15 protein-coding genes are annotated in these 15,532 nt (G+C 70.2%); 4 read left to right on the forward strand and 11 right to left on the reverse strand.

All coding sequences use genetic code 11. The features are described 5' to 3' along the window. The first annotated feature begins 11 nt into the window (after positions 1 to 11). Positions 12 to 590: a 16S rRNA (guanine(966)-N(2))-methyltransferase RsmD gene (rsmD, locus tag AC3WLB_RS00090; protein ID WP_492502348.1), complete on the forward strand. Its 579-nt coding sequence runs from the start codon at positions 12 to 14 to the stop codon at positions 588 to 590. Positions 591 to 731: 141 nt separating this feature from the next. Here rsmD and AC3WLB_RS00095 read toward each other — a convergent pair whose 3' ends face one another. Continuing rightward, entirely contained in the window at positions 732 to 1,910 is a 1,179-nt protein-coding gene (locus AC3WLB_RS00095; RefSeq protein ID WP_492502349.1) for a thiamine-phosphate kinase, read from the reverse strand. 24 nt (positions 1,911 to 1,934) lie between these two features. Here AC3WLB_RS00095 and AC3WLB_RS00100 point away from each other — a divergent pair, with 24 nt between their 5' ends. Then, positions 1,935 to 2,447, forward strand: a complete 513-nt coding sequence (locus AC3WLB_RS00100) for a DUF3515 family protein (protein ID WP_492502350.1) — start codon at positions 1,935 to 1,937, stop codon at positions 2,445 to 2,447. 26 nt (positions 2,448 to 2,473) lie between these two features. Here AC3WLB_RS00100 and AC3WLB_RS00105 read toward each other — a convergent pair whose 3' ends face one another. The 7 genes from AC3WLB_RS00105 to AC3WLB_RS00135 all read right to left on the reverse strand — a co-directional run bounded on the left by AC3WLB_RS00105 (position 2,474) and on the right by AC3WLB_RS00135 (position 10,251). Beyond that, positions 2,474 to 3,562, reverse strand: a complete 1,089-nt coding sequence (locus AC3WLB_RS00105; RefSeq protein ID WP_492502351.1) for a D-alanine--D-alanine ligase family protein — start codon at positions 3,560 to 3,562, stop codon at positions 2,474 to 2,476. After that, positions 3,474 to 4,604, reverse strand: a complete 1,131-nt coding sequence (locus AC3WLB_RS00110; protein ID WP_492502352.1) for an NAD(P)H-dependent glycerol-3-phosphate dehydrogenase — start codon at positions 4,602 to 4,604, stop codon at positions 3,474 to 3,476. The genes AC3WLB_RS00105 and AC3WLB_RS00110 overlap by 89 nt, the downstream gene beginning before the upstream one ends. Continuing rightward, positions 4,601 to 5,401 carry a lysophospholipid acyltransferase family protein gene (locus AC3WLB_RS00115; protein WP_492502353.1) on the reverse strand — a complete coding sequence of 267 codons (801 nt, stop codon included), beginning with the start codon at positions 5,399 to 5,401 and terminating at the stop codon, positions 4,601 to 4,603. The genes AC3WLB_RS00110 and AC3WLB_RS00115 overlap by 4 nt, the downstream gene beginning before the upstream one ends. A gap of 5 nt (positions 5,402 to 5,406) precedes the next feature. Continuing rightward, the gene (murA, locus tag AC3WLB_RS00120) at positions 5,407 to 6,777 is read right to left on the reverse strand and encodes a UDP-N-acetylglucosamine 1-carboxyvinyltransferase (RefSeq protein WP_022898094.1); all 1,371 of its coding nucleotides are present in this window, start codon (positions 6,775 to 6,777) and stop codon (positions 5,407 to 5,409) included. 68 nt (positions 6,778 to 6,845) lie between these two features. Then, complete coding sequence (gene leuD, locus AC3WLB_RS00125; protein WP_492502354.1) at positions 6,846 to 7,442, reverse strand: 3-isopropylmalate dehydratase small subunit; 597 nt, start codon at positions 7,440 to 7,442, stop codon at positions 6,846 to 6,848. Positions 7,443 to 7,446: 4 nt separating this feature from the next. Continuing rightward, complete coding sequence (gene leuC / locus AC3WLB_RS00130; protein WP_492502355.1) at positions 7,447 to 9,105, reverse strand: 3-isopropylmalate dehydratase large subunit; 1,659 nt, start codon at positions 9,103 to 9,105, stop codon at positions 7,447 to 7,449. Positions 9,106 to 9,267: 162 nt separating this feature from the next. Beyond that, entirely contained in the window at positions 9,268 to 10,251 is a 984-nt protein-coding gene (locus AC3WLB_RS00135) for a TerC family protein (RefSeq protein ID WP_022897351.1), read from the reverse strand. A 193-nt stretch (positions 10,252 to 10,444) separates the two neighbouring features. Here AC3WLB_RS00135 and AC3WLB_RS00140 point away from each other — a divergent pair, with 193 nt between their 5' ends. After that, on the forward strand, positions 10,445 to 11,194 hold the full coding sequence (locus AC3WLB_RS00140; protein ID WP_022897350.1) for a TIGR00645 family protein: 750 nt from the start codon (positions 10,445 to 10,447) through the stop codon (positions 11,192 to 11,194). A 21-nt stretch (positions 11,195 to 11,215) separates the two neighbouring features. On the opposite strand, the gene AC3WLB_RS00145 is transcribed toward AC3WLB_RS00140, so the two are convergent. The 3 genes from AC3WLB_RS00145 to AC3WLB_RS00155 all read right to left on the reverse strand — a co-directional run bounded on the left by AC3WLB_RS00145 (position 11,216) and on the right by AC3WLB_RS00155 (position 13,581). Beyond that, a complete protein-coding gene (locus AC3WLB_RS00145) occupies positions 11,216 to 11,896 on the reverse strand; it encodes a PadR family transcriptional regulator (RefSeq protein ID WP_492502356.1) in 681 nt (226 codons plus the stop codon). After that, positions 11,896 to 12,681, reverse strand: a complete 786-nt coding sequence (locus AC3WLB_RS00150) for a DUF4097 family beta strand repeat-containing protein (RefSeq protein WP_492502357.1) — start codon at positions 12,679 to 12,681, stop codon at positions 11,896 to 11,898. Before AC3WLB_RS00150 ends, AC3WLB_RS00145 begins: the two co-directional genes overlap by 1 nt. Before the next feature lie 174 nt (positions 12,682 to 12,855). Continuing rightward, positions 12,856 to 13,581 (reverse strand): M23 family metallopeptidase, encoded by a 726-nt coding sequence (locus AC3WLB_RS00155; protein WP_492502358.1) that lies wholly within the window; start codon positions 13,579 to 13,581, stop codon positions 12,856 to 12,858. 100 nt (positions 13,582 to 13,681) lie between these two features. On the opposite strand from AC3WLB_RS00155, the gene AC3WLB_RS00160 reads away from it, so the two are divergent. Continuing rightward, complete coding sequence (locus tag AC3WLB_RS00160) at positions 13,682 to 15,487, forward strand: glycoside hydrolase family 15 protein (RefSeq protein ID WP_492502359.1); 1,806 nt, start codon at positions 13,682 to 13,684, stop codon at positions 15,485 to 15,487. The last annotated feature ends 45 nt before the right edge of the window (positions 15,488 to 15,532 follow it).

Genomic DNA, 15,532 nt, shown 5'->3' on the forward strand with positions numbered 1-15,532 from the left:
AGGTGCTGGGCGTGCCACGTATCATCGCCGGGTTCGCCGGATCGCTCAGCCTCGCCGTCCCGCGCTCGGGAACACGGCCCACCAGCGACCGGGTGCGCGAGGCGATCTTCTCGGCGCTGGAGTCCCGTGGCGGCCTCGAGGGCGCCCGGGTGCTCGACCTGTTCGCCGGGTCGGGAGCGCTCGGGCTGGAGGCGGCGAGCCGGGGGGCGGCATCCGTCGTTCTGGTGGAGAAGAACCCGGCAGCGGCGCGGGTCGCGCGCCAGAACGCCACGACGGTGATGGCGGCGGCACGAGCGGATGCGCGGCCCCGCGTCGAGGTGGTCGTGCACGCCGTGCTGAGCTACCTCCGTTCGGTGCCGGTGGTCGCGGGAGCGGGCTTCGACGTCGTGTTCATCGACCCCCCGTACGAGCTCGGCGAAACGGAGCTCGCCGAGACCCTCACGGCGCTGGCGCCGCTGCTGGCGCCCGAGGCGACCGTGCTCGTGGAGCGCAGCAGCCGCTCCCCCGAGCCCACCTGGCCTCGAGCCCTCACCCTCGACCGCACGAAGTCCTACGGCGAGACCGCTCTCTGGTGGGCCACCCCCGCCTGACCCGCCCGGCGCCGCCCACCCGCCGATGCGGGAACGACAGAGTTCTCTCGCGACACGCCGCGCGAACTCCGTCGTTGCCGACTTCGGCGCGAAAACTCCGTCGTTCCGGCGACGAGGAGCGGGACGGGCACGGACTGGGGGTCAGCCGGCGTTGCCGTCCCAGTCGGCGTAGGGGTCCCAGCCGCCGGGGGCCGTGTACGGCTGGGCGCCGACGAGGGCGTCGGGCTCGGCACCGGGCGGAAGGGCGGCGACCTCGCCGAGGGGGCGGAAGCCGGCGGGCAGCGCGGCGCCGGGTGGGAACGTGGCGAGCAGCGCGTGGTCCTCGCCACCGGCGAGCACGAAATCGGAGGCGCGGTCGCCGACGGCCGGGTCGAGGTCGCGGAGTTCCTGCGCCTCGCGGGCGATCGCGGCGGGGTCGAAGCGCACCAGGCATCCGCTGGCCGCGGCGATGCGCCGGGCGTCGAGCACCAGTCCGTCGGAGACGTCGAGCATGGCGGTCGCCCCCGCCTCCGCCGCCGTGACACCGGCGGCGATCGGCGCCGTCGGCGCCAGCTGCGCCTCCACCACCGTCGGGTGCGCCAGGCGCACCCGCCGCCCGAGCTCCGCATCCGGCTCCCCCGCTGCGCCCGCCGCGCGCGCCGCTGCGGCGCGATCGGTGACCACCGGCGTCGCGCCGCCGGGTGCCGCGTCGGTGGCGCCGGCGGGCAGGGTGGGTGCAGCCGGCGCCGGGAGCCGGACGCCGTCGCGGAAGAGGAGGTGGATGCCCGCCCCCGCGCGGCCCAACGGGCCCGCCACCGCCAGTACGTCGCCCGGCCGCGCGCCACCGCGCGTGACCGGCGCCCGGCCCTCGAGGTCGCCGAACGCCGTCACCGCGAGCGTCAGCGTCGCCGACACCGACAGGTCGCCCCCGGCGACGCCGCACCCGGGCGCCGCCAGCTCGCAGGCGTCGCGCAGGCCGTCGGCGATGCCGAGCAGCACCGTCACGGGCGTGTCGAGCGGCGCCGCGATCGCCACGACGAGCGCGGTCGGCCGCGCCCCCATCGCCGCGACGTCGGCGAGGTTCGTCATGGCCGCCTTCCACCCGAGGTCGTGCGCCGTCGACCAGGCGGCACGAAAATCCGGGCCGTGGATCATCATGTCCGTCGTCACCACGAACCGCCCGTCGGGCGCCGCCAGCACCGCGGCGTCGTCGCCCGGCCCGAGCAGCTCGGCCGAAGCCTGCGGCAAGCGGGGGAAGATGCGGCGCAAGGTCTCGACCTCACCCACCTCGGCGAGGGTCTCCCGCTCGGCGTTCGCAGCTAAACCGAAGTCGGGAGTCACCTCTCAACGGTAGCCTGAACAGCGATGCCCGCACGTACCCGCCTCGCCGCCCTGCTCACCCTCGTCATCGCCGCCGGAGCCGGGTTGAGCGGATGCGCGGGCGCCGTCGCCCTCGACCCCGCCGCCGATGCCACCGACCCGTCCTGCGCCGAGGTCATCGTGCGGTTGCCGGACACCGTCGCCGACCTCCCCCGACGCGAGACGGATGCCCAGGCCACCGGCGCCTGGGGCGACCCCGCCGCCGTGCTCCTGCACTGCGGTGCCACGCCGCCCGGCCCCACCACGCTGCCCTGCGACAACGTGAACGGCGTCGACTGGATCCGCGACGACAGCAACGCCCCCACCTACACGTTCACCACCTTCGGGCGCACCCCCGCCGTGGAGATCGTGCTCGACAGCGAGGCGGCCTCGAGCTCGTCGACCCTCGTCGACCTCGCCAACGCGGTCTCGGTCATCCCGCAGACCCAGCAGTGCCTCAGCCTCGACGACGGCACCGGCACGAGCACGGGTACCCCTGTCCCCATCCCCGCCGACTGACCTCCTCGCGACACGTCGCGAAGGGATCAGTCCTCGAGCGCGAGGGCGATCAGCTCGGAGATGAGCTCGGGGTAGCTGAGGCCTGACGCGATCCAGCACTTCGGGAACATCGAGATGGGCGTGAACCCGGGCATGGTGTTGATCTCGTTCACCACGAAGCCGGTGGGGGTCAAGAAGAAGTCCACGCGGGCGAGCCCGGCTCCGTCGATCGCCGAGAAGGCGCGCGCCGCCAGCGACTGCATCGAGGCGAGCTCTTCGTCGCTCAGCACCGCGGGGCACACCAGGTCGACCCCGGGCGCGTCGAGGTACTTGGCGTCGAAGTCGTAGAACTCCCGCCCGGTCATCACGATCTCACCGGCCACCGACACCCGCGGCGCGGCGCCCGCACGACCCCCGAGCACACCGCACTCGACCTCGCGCCCGGCGATGCCCTGCTCGATCAGCACCCGCGAATCCTCGCGCAACGCCACCTCGACGGCGGCCGGCAACTGCTCGGCCGACGCGACCTTGCTCACGCCCACCGACGACCCGGCGCGCGCCGGCTTGACGAAGAGCGGGAAGCCGAGCGTCGAGGCCGAGGCGACCACCGCATCCGCGTCATCCGCCCAGCCCCGCGCGGTCACCGTCTGCCAGGGCGCCACCGCGATACCGGCGGCGGCCAGCACGGTCTTCGTGTAGTGCTTGTCCATGCCGAGCGCCGACGCGAGCACCCCCGAGCCCACGTACGGCAGCCCGATCAGCTCGAGCAGCCCCTGCACGGTGCCGTCTTCGCCGAACGGCCCGTGCAGGATGGGGAACACCACATCGACGGCGCCGAGCATCCGGGTCGACCCGTCGGGCAGCCGCACCGAGAGCTCACGGCTCTCGGTCGATTCCGGCCACAGGATGCGCGACCCGTTGTCGTGCACCTCCGGCAGCGCATGCACATCGAGCCGGAACTTCGCCGGATCGTCGTCCTCCAGCACGAACGCCCCTGCCCGCGTGATCCCCACCGGGATCACCTCGAAGCGCGACCGATCGATCGCCTCAAGAACTCCGCCCGCGGTTGCGCAGCTGATCGAATGCTCGCTTGAGCGACCTCCGAAAAGCAGCGCCACCGTGATCTTTCCTGGCATCGAGAGTCCTTTCGCCCTGCGGCCCCGAATCGTCGTCGGTCGTCAGGTGGGGGGCAATGTCTTTCGGATCGAGCGTACCGGCCAGCACCTCGCTCACCTGACGGCAGATGGGCATGTCCACACCCTTGGCCGCCGCGAGCGCGAGCACGGGGGCGACGGATGCGAGCCCCTCCGCGGTCTGCTGCATCGACTTCACCACGTCGGCGAAGCTGTAGCCCTGCCCGAGCAGGCGGCCGGCCGTGTTGTTGCGCGACAGCGGCGAGCCGCTCGTGGCGATGAGGTCGCCGAGCCCGGCGAGCCCCGCGAGGGTCTCCGGATGCCCGCCGTAGGCCACCGCGAAGTCCGTCATCTCCACGAGTCCGCGCGTGATGATCGACGCCTTCGTGTTCTCGCCGTAGCCGACACCGTCGACGATGCCGATCGCCACCGCGATGAGGTTCTTCAGCACGCCGCCGAACTCGGTGCCGATCACGTCCGTGTTCACGAACGACCGGAAGTACCGGTTCGTCGCGACCTTCGCCACCGCCTCGGCGGTCTCGAGACTGGTCGAGGAGACCACCGCGGCCGTCGGCTGCTCCTTCGCGATCTCGAGCGCGAGGTTCGGCCCGGAGGCGACGGCGATGCGGTCGCGATCGATCTCGAGCACCTGCTCGAGCACCTCGCTCATCCGGGCGCCCGTGCCCTTCTCGACGCCCTTCATCAGGCTGATGACGGGCACGTCGGCGGGGATGAGCTCGCGGATCTCGACGAGGTTCTGCCGCAGCGACTGGCTCGGAATGGAGACGAAGACGAACTGCGCCCCCTGCAGCGCCGCCCCGACGTCGGGCGTGGCCGTCACCGCCAGCGGCAGATTGACCCCGGGCAGGTAGCCGCTGTTGCGTTTGCCCTCCCGGATCTCCTTGGCGACCTCGGGCCGGCGCGCCCAGATGGTGACGTCGGACCCGCCGTCGGCGAGCACCTTCGAGAAGGTCGTGCCCCAGCTGCCGGCCCCCAGCACGGTGACCCGCGGCCGCGCGGGCACGCGGGCAGCGGTGCGGCTCACTCGGCGGCCCCGCTGTCGCGCTCCGCGATGCGCCCGAACTCGGTCTGGTTGTGCGCCGCCGGGTTCCAGCGCTCCGCCGGCGCCGTCTCGCCGCGGAGGCCCTCGAGGAGCCCCGTGATCGCGGCCATCAGCCGGTCCGTCGCCTCGACCAGCTTCTTCTGGTCGATCGGCCCCTCGCGCAGGTCGTCGAGGTCGATCGGGTCGCCGAACACGATCTGGATCGTCTTGCGGGGAAAGAGGCTGAGCTTCTTCGAGTAGCGCGGCAGCACGGCCTGCGTGCCCCAGTGGGCGGCGGGGATGAGCGGGATGCCGTGCTCCAGCGCGAGGCGCGCCGCCCCCGTCTTGCCTCTCATGGGCCACATGTCGGGGTCACGCGTCAGCGTGCCCTCCGGGTAGACGATGACGCCCTGCTCGTGCTCGACCAGGTGGTTCGCCGCCGAGATCGGGGCATTGTGCCGGTTCGATCCGGCCCGCTCCACCGGGATCTGCCCGCTCGTGCGGAGCAGAAAACCGACCACGGGCACCCGGAACAGCGAGGCCTTGGCCAGGAACCGCGGCGCGCGCCCGAGCTTCCACACCGCCCACGCCATGATGACGGGGTCGATGTTGCTGTAGTGGTTCGGGCTGAGGATGAACGGACCGGAGACCGGAAGCTTCGCCGTGTCGTGCATCCGCAGCCGGGCGATGACGTTGAGGAACGGCACGACGAGCACCTCGAGCACACGGAACGAGACCGTCTTCTCGGTGTTCTTGCGCCGCTGGACGTCGACGTCCGCCTGCTGCCCGGGTTTTGCCATCGGCCCTACTCCGCGAAGTAGAAGTCGGCTCCCAGCTTCTCGAGCTTGCCCACGAAGTCGCCGTAGCCGCGGGCGATGAGGCCCACGTTCGACACCGAGGACTGCCCCTTGGCCACGAGTGCGGCGATCAGGTGACTGAAGCCGCCGCGGAGGTCGGGCACCTCGAGCTCGGCGCCGTGCAGCGGGGTGGGGCCGGTGATGACGGCGGCCTGCTCGAGCGCGCGACGGGGAACCCGGCGGTTGGGGTCGGCCAGCCCGTCCTTGTGCACCTCGATGTTCGCGCCCATCTTGATGAGCGCATCCGTGAAGCCGAAGCGGTTCTCGTACACCGTCTCGTGCACGATCGAGGTGCCCTGTGCCTGGGTGAGGGCCACGATGAGCGGCTGCTGCCAGTCGGTCATGAAGCCGGGGTGCACATCGGTCTCGATGACGACGGGCTTCAGCTCGCCACCGGGGTGGTAGAAGCGGATGCCCTCCTCCTCGATGTCGAACGCGCCGCCGATCTTGCGGAACACGTTGAGGAAGGTCATCATCTCGGACTGCTTGGCGCCCGTGGTGAAGATCGAGCCGCCGGTGGCCAGCGCGGCGGATGCCCAGCTGGCGGCCTCGTTGCGGTCGAAGAGCGCGCGGTGGTTGTAGCCGTCGAGGGTCTCGACGCCCTCGATGAAGATGGTGCGGTTGGGCTCGACCGAGATGATCGCGCCCATCTTCTGCAGCACGGCGATGAGATCCATGATCTCGGGCTCGATGGCCGCGTTCTTGAGCTCGGTCGTGCCGATGGCCCGCACACCGGTGAGCAGAACCTGCTCGGTGGCGCCGACACTCGGGTACGGCAGCTCGATGTTGGCGCCGCGGAGGCCGTTGGGCGCCGTGATGTTGATGCCGGAGGGCAGCTTGTCGACGACGGCACCGAAGGCGCGCAGGGCGTCGAGGTGGAAGTCGATCGGGCGGTCGCCGATGCGGCAGCCGCCGAGATCCGGGATGAACGCGTGACCGAGGCGGTGCAACAGCGGGCCGCAGAACAGGATCGGGATGCGGGAGCTTCCGGAGAGCGCGTCGATCTCGGCGCTCGTGGCCGTGGCCACGTTCGCCGGGTCGAGCTGCAGCACGCCGGTGGCGGCCGAACCCGTGATCTTCACGCCGTGGATCTCGAGCAGGCTCGCCACCACGTGCACGTCGCTGATGTCCGGAACATCCCGCAGGGTGCTCGTCGTGTCGCCGAGGAGCGACGCCACCATCGCTTTGGTCACGAGGTTCTTGGCCCCGCGGACGTCGATGGTTCCCCGGAGGGGACGGCCGCCGTTGATGACGATCGTGTCGGACTTGAGGCCGACGCGCTCGGCTGCCTTGCGAGCATCCTGTACGAGACTGTTCACTGAATCACCTGCACTGTCTGATTTGACGATATTTCGCGCTCAGGTGCCGGTTGTGTCGGCGGCCTTCGCTATTTGACGGGAAGAGTTCGAGGTCTCCAACTCGCTCGTCGGCTCTCGAATTCCGTGATGGCCGCCTCGTCGCGGAGTGTGAGCCCGATGTCGTCCAGACCTTCGAGCAACCTCCACCGAGTGTAATCGTCGATCGCGAAAGAGACTGTGAGGTCGCCGACCGTGGCGGTCTTCTCGACCAGGTCGACCGTCGCCTCGATTCCGGGCTGCGCCTCGATGGCCGCCCAGAGCCGCTCGATCTCGGCCTCGTCGACCTGTCCGGTGAGCAGGCCCTGCTTGCCCGAGTTGCCGCGGAAGATGTCGCCGAAGCGCGCGCTCAGCACAGCCTGGAAGCCATAGTCGCGGAGCGCCCACACGGCGTGCTCGCGGCTCGACCCGGTGCCGAAGTCGGGGCCGGCGATGAGCACGCGCGCGTGCTGGAAGGCGGGCCGGTTGAGCACGAACTCGGGGTCGTTCCGCCAGCCGGCGAACAAGGCGTCCTCGAAGCCGGTCTTCGTGACGCGCTTGAGGTAGACGGCGGGGATGATCTGGTCGGTGTCGACGTTGGCGCGCTTCAGCGGAACGGCGACGCCGGTGATGGTGCTGATCTTGTCCATGGGTCTAGACCTCCACGCTCTGGCGGGCATCGGCATCCGCTCGCAGGTCGGAGACGCTCGACAGCGTGCCCCGGATGGCGGTCGCCGCGGCGACCACGGGCGACACCAGGTGGGTGCGGCCGCCCTTGCCCTGGCGGCCCTCGAAGTTGCGGTTGGAGGTGCTGGCGCAGCGCTCCCCCGGTGCGAGCTGGTCGGGGTTCATGCCGAGACACATCGAGCAGCCTGCGAAGCGCCATTCGGCGCCGAACTCCTCGACGATCTTGTCGATGCCCTCGGCCTCGGCCTCGATGCGCACGCGCGCGCTGCCGGGCACCACCATGACCCGCACGCCATCCGCCTTCTTCTGGCCCTTGATGATCTCGGCGAAGGCGCGCAGGTCTTCGATGCGGCTGTTGGTGCACGAGCCCATGAACACCGCGTCGACCTTGACCTCCTTGAGCGGGGTGCCGGCGGCGAGGTCCATGTACTCGAGGGCGCGTTCGGCGCTCGCACGCTCGTTGGGGTCGACGATGGTCGAGGGGTCGGGCACGCGCTCGCTCAGCGAGACGCCCTGACCGGGGTTGGTGCCCCAGGTGACGAAGGGTTCGAGCTCGTCGGCGTCGAGGAAGACCTCGGCATCGAAAACGGCGTCGTCGTCGGTCTGCAGGGTGCGCCAGTAGGCCACCGCGTCGTCCCAGTCCTGTCCGGCGGGGGCGTGCGGGCGACCCTTGAGGTAGTCGAAGGTGATGTCGTCGGGCGCGACCATGCCCGCGCGGGCGCCGGCCTCGATGGACATGTTGCAGATGGTCATCCGCCCCTCCATCGAGAGGCTGCGGATGGCCGAGCCACGGTATTCGAGCACGTAGCCCTGGCCGCCGCCGGTGCCGATCTTGGCGATGACGGCGAGGATGATGTCCTTCGCCGTGACGCCGGGTCGCAGGGTGCCCTCGACCGTGATCGCCATGGTCTTGAAGGGCTTCAGCGGCAGGGTCTGCGTGGCGAGCACGTGCTCGACCTCACTCGTGCCGATGCCGAACGCCATCGCCCCGAACGCGCCGTGGGTGCTGGTGTGGCTGTCGCCGCAGACCACCGTGATGCCGGGCATGGTGAGGCCGAGCTGCGGTCCGACGACGTGCACGATGCCCTGCTCGAGGTCGCCCAGCGAGTGCAGGCGCACGCCGAACTCCCGCGCGTTGTTGCGGAGCGTCTCGATCTGGGTGCGGCTCGTCAGGTCGGCGATCGGCTTGTCGATCGCGAGCGTCGGGGTGTTGTGGTCTTCGGTGGCGATGGTGAGGTCGGGGCGGCGCACCGGCCGGCCCTCGGCGCGCAGGCCGTCGAAGGCCTGGGGGCTCGTCACCTCGTGCACGAGGTGCAGGTCGATGTACAGCAGGTCGGGACTGCCGTTCTCGCCCTTGACGACGAGGTGGTCGTCCCACACCTTCTCGGCGAGGGTGCGGGGGCGGCCGCTGCCGGCGCCGGCATCCAGCGGTTCGGCGGCGGCCGCCTCGGCCTCGCGCACCTCCTCGGCCAGATCGGCCTCGGCAGCGGCGGCTTCGGCGTCGGCCCGCAGGAGCTCGTGGATGTCGATCGCGACGGTGTCGATCGAGACCGGATCGGCGGCGGTGGTGTTCTCGTTCGGCGTTCCGGCGCCCGCGCCGGGCTCGGGAGTCGATGAAGTGCTCATGGAATCGCGTGTCCTTCGAAGAGTAGGGGGTCAGCCAACGACAAACTCCGCGACGGGGAAGGCCTTAGAACGAGGCCCCGTCGCGGCGACGAAGGAGAAGCCGACCGAACAGCACCCCCCGATCGTACCACCGCCCTCCCGTCCCTCCGGAGCGCGGGCGCGCTACGCGGCGGGGGTGGGGGTGCGGCGCATGTGGATGAGGGAGGCGACGGTGGCGACGGCCATCGAGAGGATGATGACGGCGAGGCTCGTCCAGGTGTCGATGTCGGGGATCCACTCGATGGGGTGACCGCCGTTGATGAAGAAGACCTCGTTCTCGTGCAGGGCGTGGAATACGAGCTTCACCCCGATGAACGCCAGGATGAACGCGATGCCGTAGTGCAGGTACACCAGCTTCTCGAGCAGTCCGCCGAGCAGGAAGTACAGCTGCCGCAGCCCCATGAGCGCGAACACGTTGGCCGTGAACACGATGAACGGCGACTGCGTGATGCCGAAGATCGCCGGGATCGAGTCGAGCGCGAACAGCAGGTCGGTCGACCCGAGCGCGAGGAAGACGATGAGCATGGGGGTGAACATCCGCTTGCCGCTGACCGTCGTGCGCACCTTCGCCCCGTCGAAGTCGGGGGCGATGTTGATGCGCCGCCGGAGCCAGCGCACGAAGCCGTTCTCGCCGTCGCCCTCGTCCTGCTTGCCGAACGCCTGCTTGAACGCGGTGTAGAGCAGGAACGCGCCGAAGATGTAGAAGATCCAGGAGAGCGACTCGATCAGCTGCGCACCGATCAGGATGAAGATGCCGCGCAGCACGAGCGCGATGATGATGCCCACCATCAGCGCCTCCTGCTGGTACTTCCGCGGCACGTTGAAGCGGGACATGATGATGACGAACACGAAGAGGTTGTCGATCGAGAGGCTGTACTCGGTGAGCCAGCCGGCCAGGAACTGGCCCGCGTGCTCGCCGTCGGCGATGAGCAGCATGAGCAGCGCGAAGACGAGCGCGAGGCCCACGTAGAAGATGACCCACAGCGTCGCCTCCTTGAACGACGGCACGTGCGGCCGCTTGAACGCGATGACGAGGTCGGCGGCGAGGATGAGCACGAGAACGACCAGCGAGACGATCTCGAAGGCCAGGGGGAGCTCGAGGTGCACGGGGAACCTTCCGGTGAGAGCTTTCAGACAGCACAAAGTGCGAAAGTCTCTCCCGCACGGCGCCGGCGAACCGGTCTCCGCGCCACCGCTCCCGGATGCCCGACGACGGACACCGTGATGACGACAACGGTGAGGTGGGATACTCCCCTTCTCACGGCAATAGTACAGCCGCGCCGTCAGTAGAATTCCACCCGTGAGCCAGGACGACCGCCCCGACCGCCCGACCGCCGACCAGCCCCCGCGCAGCTACCGCAACTCCCCCACCTCCGCCGCGCTCGGCTACTTCATCTTCGCCAGCCGCTGGCTGCAGGCCCCGCTGTACTTCGGCCTGATCGTGGCCCAGCTGGTGTACGTGATCGTCTTCATGGTCGACCTCGCGCACATCGTCGAGGACGTCGCGACCGGCATGACCGAGATCGACGAGACGAAGATCATGCTCGCCGTGCTCGGGCTCATCGACGTCGTGATGATCGCGAACCTGCTCATCATGGTGATCATCGGCGGGTACGAGACGTTCGTGTCGAAGATCAGGGTGAACGGGCATCCGGATGAACCGGAGTGGCTCTCGCACGTCAACACCAACCTGCTGAAGGTGAAGCTGGCGGTCTCGATCATCTCGATCTCGTCGATCCACCTGCTCCGCACCTTCATCGAGGTGGGCGACATCGGCGCCTCGGATGCGGAGTCGGAGACCGGCGAGACCTACACCGAGGCCGGCGTGTTCTGGCAGGTGGTGATCCACCTCTCGTTCGTGGTCTCGGCGCTCGCCCTGGCCTGGATCGACCGGATGTCGCACAAGCACGTCGCCGGCCCGCGGAGCCGCGGGCAACTCGACCCGACCGAGCCCACCGCCCCGCGTGCGGTCGCAGCGCAGCCGGGCGTGCCGGTGCCGGCGACCGCCGTGCGCGGCTACCTGGTGGACGGCAAGTTCATCGAGGCCTGACCTGCCTGACCCGCGCCCGGGTCAGCGGGAAGCGCGGGCCCGCGCGAGGTCGTCGCGCACCTCGGCGGCGACGTCGTTGAGGCGCTGCTTGAGCCGCGCCACGAGCTCGGGCGAGACGCCCTCACGGGTCGCGGCCTTGCGCAGGTCGAGGCGGAGGCGCTGCCGGAACTCGGTGATCGCCGCATCCGCGTCGCGGAGCGCCTCGGCCGACGCCGCGCGCGCGGATTCGGATGACCCCGACCAGCCCGAGGTGGTCCAGCTGGTGCCGCCGGCTCCCGCCGTGGCACCGGCATCCCAGTCGGACGTCGCACCCGAGCGGGCGTCGCGGGCCGCCGCCGCCAGGTCGGCCTTGAGGCTCTTCATGGCCTGGTTCACACCCGACCGCACCTCGTCGGCGAGCCGGCGCACCGAGTCGGAGAGCTCCGCCTCGATGTCGTCGAGCTCGGGCCGCCGGGCCGCGAGCTCGGCGCGGCCGGCGTCGGTGATGGCGTAGACGGTCTTGCGGCCGTCGGCCGACTTGGTGACGAGACCCTCCTCCTCGAGCTTCGCCAGCCGCGGGTAGATCGTGCCGGCGCTCGGGCTGTAGGTGCCGCCGAACCGGTCACTGAGCGCCTGGATGAGCTCGTAGCCGTGCTTCGGCGACTCGTCGAGCAGGCTGAGCAGATACAGGCGCAGGTGGCCGTGGCCGAAGACGGGGCTCATCACAGCCCCTCGGTGGTCGTGGTGGCGGATGCCGGTGCCGGCGCATCCGCCTCGCCCGCTTCCGCCTCCCGGAAGACGACGGTGATGTTGCCCGACACCGAGTTGGCGCGGAACTCCGTCCACTGCCCGTCGAGGGTGCCGGTGTGCCCGTTGTAGCCACCACCGCGCAGACCCTTGATGGTGCTGGCGCCGAGCTGCAGCGTGCCCGACACCGAGTTGACGTTGTACCGGGCGGCCACGTCGTGATCGAAGCGCACGGTGAGGTCGCCGGAGACGGTGTTGTTCTGCACCTCGTCGGGCGTGCCGGTGGTGTCGACGAAGATCTCGCCCGAGACGCCGTCGGCCGAGAAGCGGCGGATGGCGCCGGAGGCGGTGATGTCGCCCGACACGGTGTGCGCGTTGACGAGACCGGTGTGGTCGCGGATGGACACCTCACCACTGACGGTGTTGACGTCGAGGTCGCCGACGACGGAGTCGATGACGACCTCGCCGGTGACGGTGCTGATGCGGGCATCCGTCGTGAGGCCGGAGATGAGGGCAGAGGCCGAGATGACGCCGAACTTCAGCGCCACATCACGCGGCACCATCAGGCTGATGTCGGCCTTCGCGTTGCCGCGCCAGGACTTGAAGACCTCGATGAAGTTGTCCCAGCGCAACTGCGGGTGGTCGATCTCGAGGCGGTCGCCGTCGATCGAGATCTTGAGGTCTTTGCCCGTCACCGAGTGAACTTCGATGCGCGCACCCGGCTCGTCGTGGCCGATGACGTCGATCTGCCCGCCGATCAATCCGACCTAGAGCGAGCGCACGAGCTCGATGTCGATGACTTTGGGACCGTCGACGATCCACTTCTCCAGCACCACGATGACCTCCTCCAGAAACGCGCTATATCGCGTCCGATAGAAGACACGTTATATCGCGTTTGGGGAGAAGTCAAGATATATCGCGAGCGGCGCGCACCGCTACGGCGCGATGCCGTGCTCGGTGAGGAACGGGATGGGGTCGTAGCGCACGCCGTCGGCCCCGTACAGCTCGAAGTGGGTGTGCTCGGTGGTCGCGTTACCCGTGCGGCCGGTCAACCCGATCACCTGGCCCGCCGTCACGATCGAGCCCACGCCGACGGTGAGCGAACCGTCCTGGAAGTGCATGTACATGCTGCACACCGCGACGCCGCCCACCTTGTGGGCGATGGAGGTGTACACCCCGCCGGTGCCGCCGTCGCCCGAGGCGGCGATGACCACGCCGTCGGCGATCGCGTGCACCGGCACGCCTGGACTGTTCAGCATGTCGATGCCCTTGTGGAAGCCCTCGGCGCGCGGCCCGAACCCGTCGGACATCCGGTTGCCGTCGGGATACACCGGCGAGAACGCGGCCGACTCGGCCACCGCATCCGCCCCGGCCTGGCACTGCGCCCCACCGTAACCGCCCTCGCTGCCCGAAGAGGTCGTGACCGGCTTCGGCGTGGGAGTGGGAGTCGGCTTGTGGATGACGTACCCGTCGCGAGCCACCGAGGCACCCGGGCCCTCCGCGGCCGAGAACGACTGCTCGCCGCCGGCGGCAGCCTGGATCTGCAGGTCGTCGAACGAGCCCGGCCGCGTCAGCGACGCCGCGGGCACCGACGTGGCGACGGCGACGCCGACCACGAACGCCATGGCGACGACGCCGAGCACTGGGCCTTGGTACTTCATCCGCCCCATTCAACAGGGCGCATCGGCCCAGCACAACCGCAGCGACGCGCTCGGCCGCGTCGTGCACGGCGGTGTCAGCGGGAGTTGGCAGAATCAGGGCATGCCCCTTGCGATCGAGGACTACGCCATCATCGGCGACTGCCACACCGCCGCCCTGGTCGGCCGCGACGGCAGCATCGACTGGCTCTGCCTCCCCCGGTTCGACTCCGCCTCGACCTTCGGCGCCCTCCTCGGCACCGAGGAGCACGGCCGCTGGCTGGTCGCCCCTGCCGACCCCGCCGCCACGGCGACGCGCAGTTACCTCGACGACACGTTCATCCTCATCACCCGCTGGGAGACGCCAACGGGCGTGGCCGAGGTGATCGACGCGATGCCGCACGGCGACCGCCGCGCCGACGTGGTGCGGCGGGTGCGGTGCGTCAGCGGCACGGTGCGGATGCGGCAGGAGGTCGCCATCCGCTTCGGGTACGCCGACGCGCTGCCCTGGATGCGCCAGGCCCCCGAGCACGGCCGCAACGCGGTCGTCGGCGTGGCGGGGCCGGATGCGGTGGTCATCCGCGGCCCGAAGCTCACCGCCAAGAACCATTTCCACGAATCCGACTTCACGCTCGCCGCCGGTGAGCAGACCGACATCGTGCTGACCTGGTTCCCGTCCCACCGCACCCCGCCGGAGCCGACGGATGTCGACGAGCGCCTCGAAGCGACCGCCGCCTGGTGGCGCAACTGGGCATCCGCCACCGACCTGCCCCAGCCCTACCAGGCGGAGGTGCGCCGTTCGCTGCTGGTGCTCCGCGCCCTCACGCACGAAGACACGGGCGGCATCGTCGCCGCAGCCACGACGAGCCTCCCCGAGGAGTTCGGGGGTTCGCGCAACTGGGACTACCGCTACACCTGGCTCCGCGACGCCTCCCTCACCCTCGCGGCACTCATGCTGCACGGGTACGAATCCGAAGCCGGGCATTGGCGCCGATGGCTGCTGCGCGCCATCGCCGGCGACCCGGCCGACATCCAGATCATGTACGGGCTCTCCGGCGAGCGGCACCTCCCCGAGTACGAGGTCGACAGCCTGCCCGGGTACCTCGGCGCCTCCCCCGTGCGCGTGGGGAACGGAGCGTCGGGCCAGTACCAGGGCGACATCTTCGGCGAGCTCATGGTGGCGCTGCGCGAGGCCCGCCGCATCGGCGTCGACGAAGACGAGTTCTCCTGGCCCCTGCAACGCACCCTGCTCGGCTTCCTCGCCGACACCTGGCAGCGCCCCGACAACGGCATCTGGGAGATCCGTGGGCCGCAGCAGGCCTTCACGCACTCGCGCGCGATGATCTGGGCGGCGTTCGCGTGCGGCGTCGAGGCCGTGAACGTCTACGGGCTGCCGGGCGACGCCGAGCGCTGGGCGACGCTCCGCGACACCATCCGGGCCGAGATCGAGGAGCACGGCTACGACCCGGTGCGCAACACCTTCGTGCAGCACTACGGCACCACCGAGGTCGACGCGTCGCTTCTGCTGCTCTCCCAGATCGGCTTCGTCGCGGCCGACGACCCGCGGATGCTCGGCACCGTCGCCGCCATCGAAGACGACCTGATGCACGACGGCCTGCTGCTGCGGTACCGCACCGAATCGGGGGTGGACGGGCTGCCCGGCGGCGAGCATCCGTTCCTCGCCTGCTCGTTCTGGCTGGTGCAGCAGTACGCCCACTCCGGGCGGCTGACGGATGCGCGGGCCCTGATGGAGACGCTCGTCGGCTTCGCCAACGACGTCGGCCTGCTCTCCGAGGAGTACGACGTGAAGGGCGGCCGGCAGGTGGGCAACTTCCCGCAGGCGTTCTCCCATCTGGCGCTCGTGCGCGCGGCCGACGCGATCGCGCGGGCCGAGGCCGGGGAGACGCACGCGCCGCTGCTCGAGGTGTAGGGGGCGCGGCCGTTCGCCGGTCGGCGGGTGTCGTGCATCCGTCGT

The organism is Herbiconiux sp. FW305-C-125 (assembly GCF_058783455.1).

Bases quoted from the DNA above. Each gene is read 5' to 3' on its own strand.
- AC3WLB_RS00100 (WP_492502350.1), top strand. From the start codon at position 1,935: ATGCCCGCACGTACCCGCCTCGCCGCCCTGCTCACCCTCGTCATCGCC.
- AC3WLB_RS00105 (WP_492502351.1), bottom strand. From the start codon at position 3,562: ATGCCAGGAAAGATCACGGTGGCGCTGCTTTTCGGAGGTCGCTCAAGC.
- AC3WLB_RS00115 (WP_492502353.1), bottom strand. From the start codon at position 5,401: ATGGCAAAACCCGGGCAGCAGGCGGACGTCGACGTCCAGCGGCGCAAG.
- leuD (WP_492502354.1), bottom strand. From the start codon at position 7,442: ATGGACAAGATCAGCACCATCACCGGCGTCGCCGTTCCGCTGAAGCGC.
- leuC (WP_492502355.1), bottom strand. From the start codon at position 9,105: ATGAGCACTTCATCGACTCCCGAGCCCGGCGCGGGCGCCGGAACGCCG.
- AC3WLB_RS00145 (WP_492502356.1), bottom strand. From the start codon at position 11,896: ATGAGCCCCGTCTTCGGCCACGGCCACCTGCGCCTGTATCTGCTCAGC.
- AC3WLB_RS00155 (WP_492502358.1), bottom strand. From the start codon at position 13,581: ATGAAGTACCAAGGCCCAGTGCTCGGCGTCGTCGCCATGGCGTTCGTG.
- AC3WLB_RS00160 (WP_492502359.1), top strand. From the start codon at position 13,682: ATGCCCCTTGCGATCGAGGACTACGCCATCATCGGCGACTGCCACACC.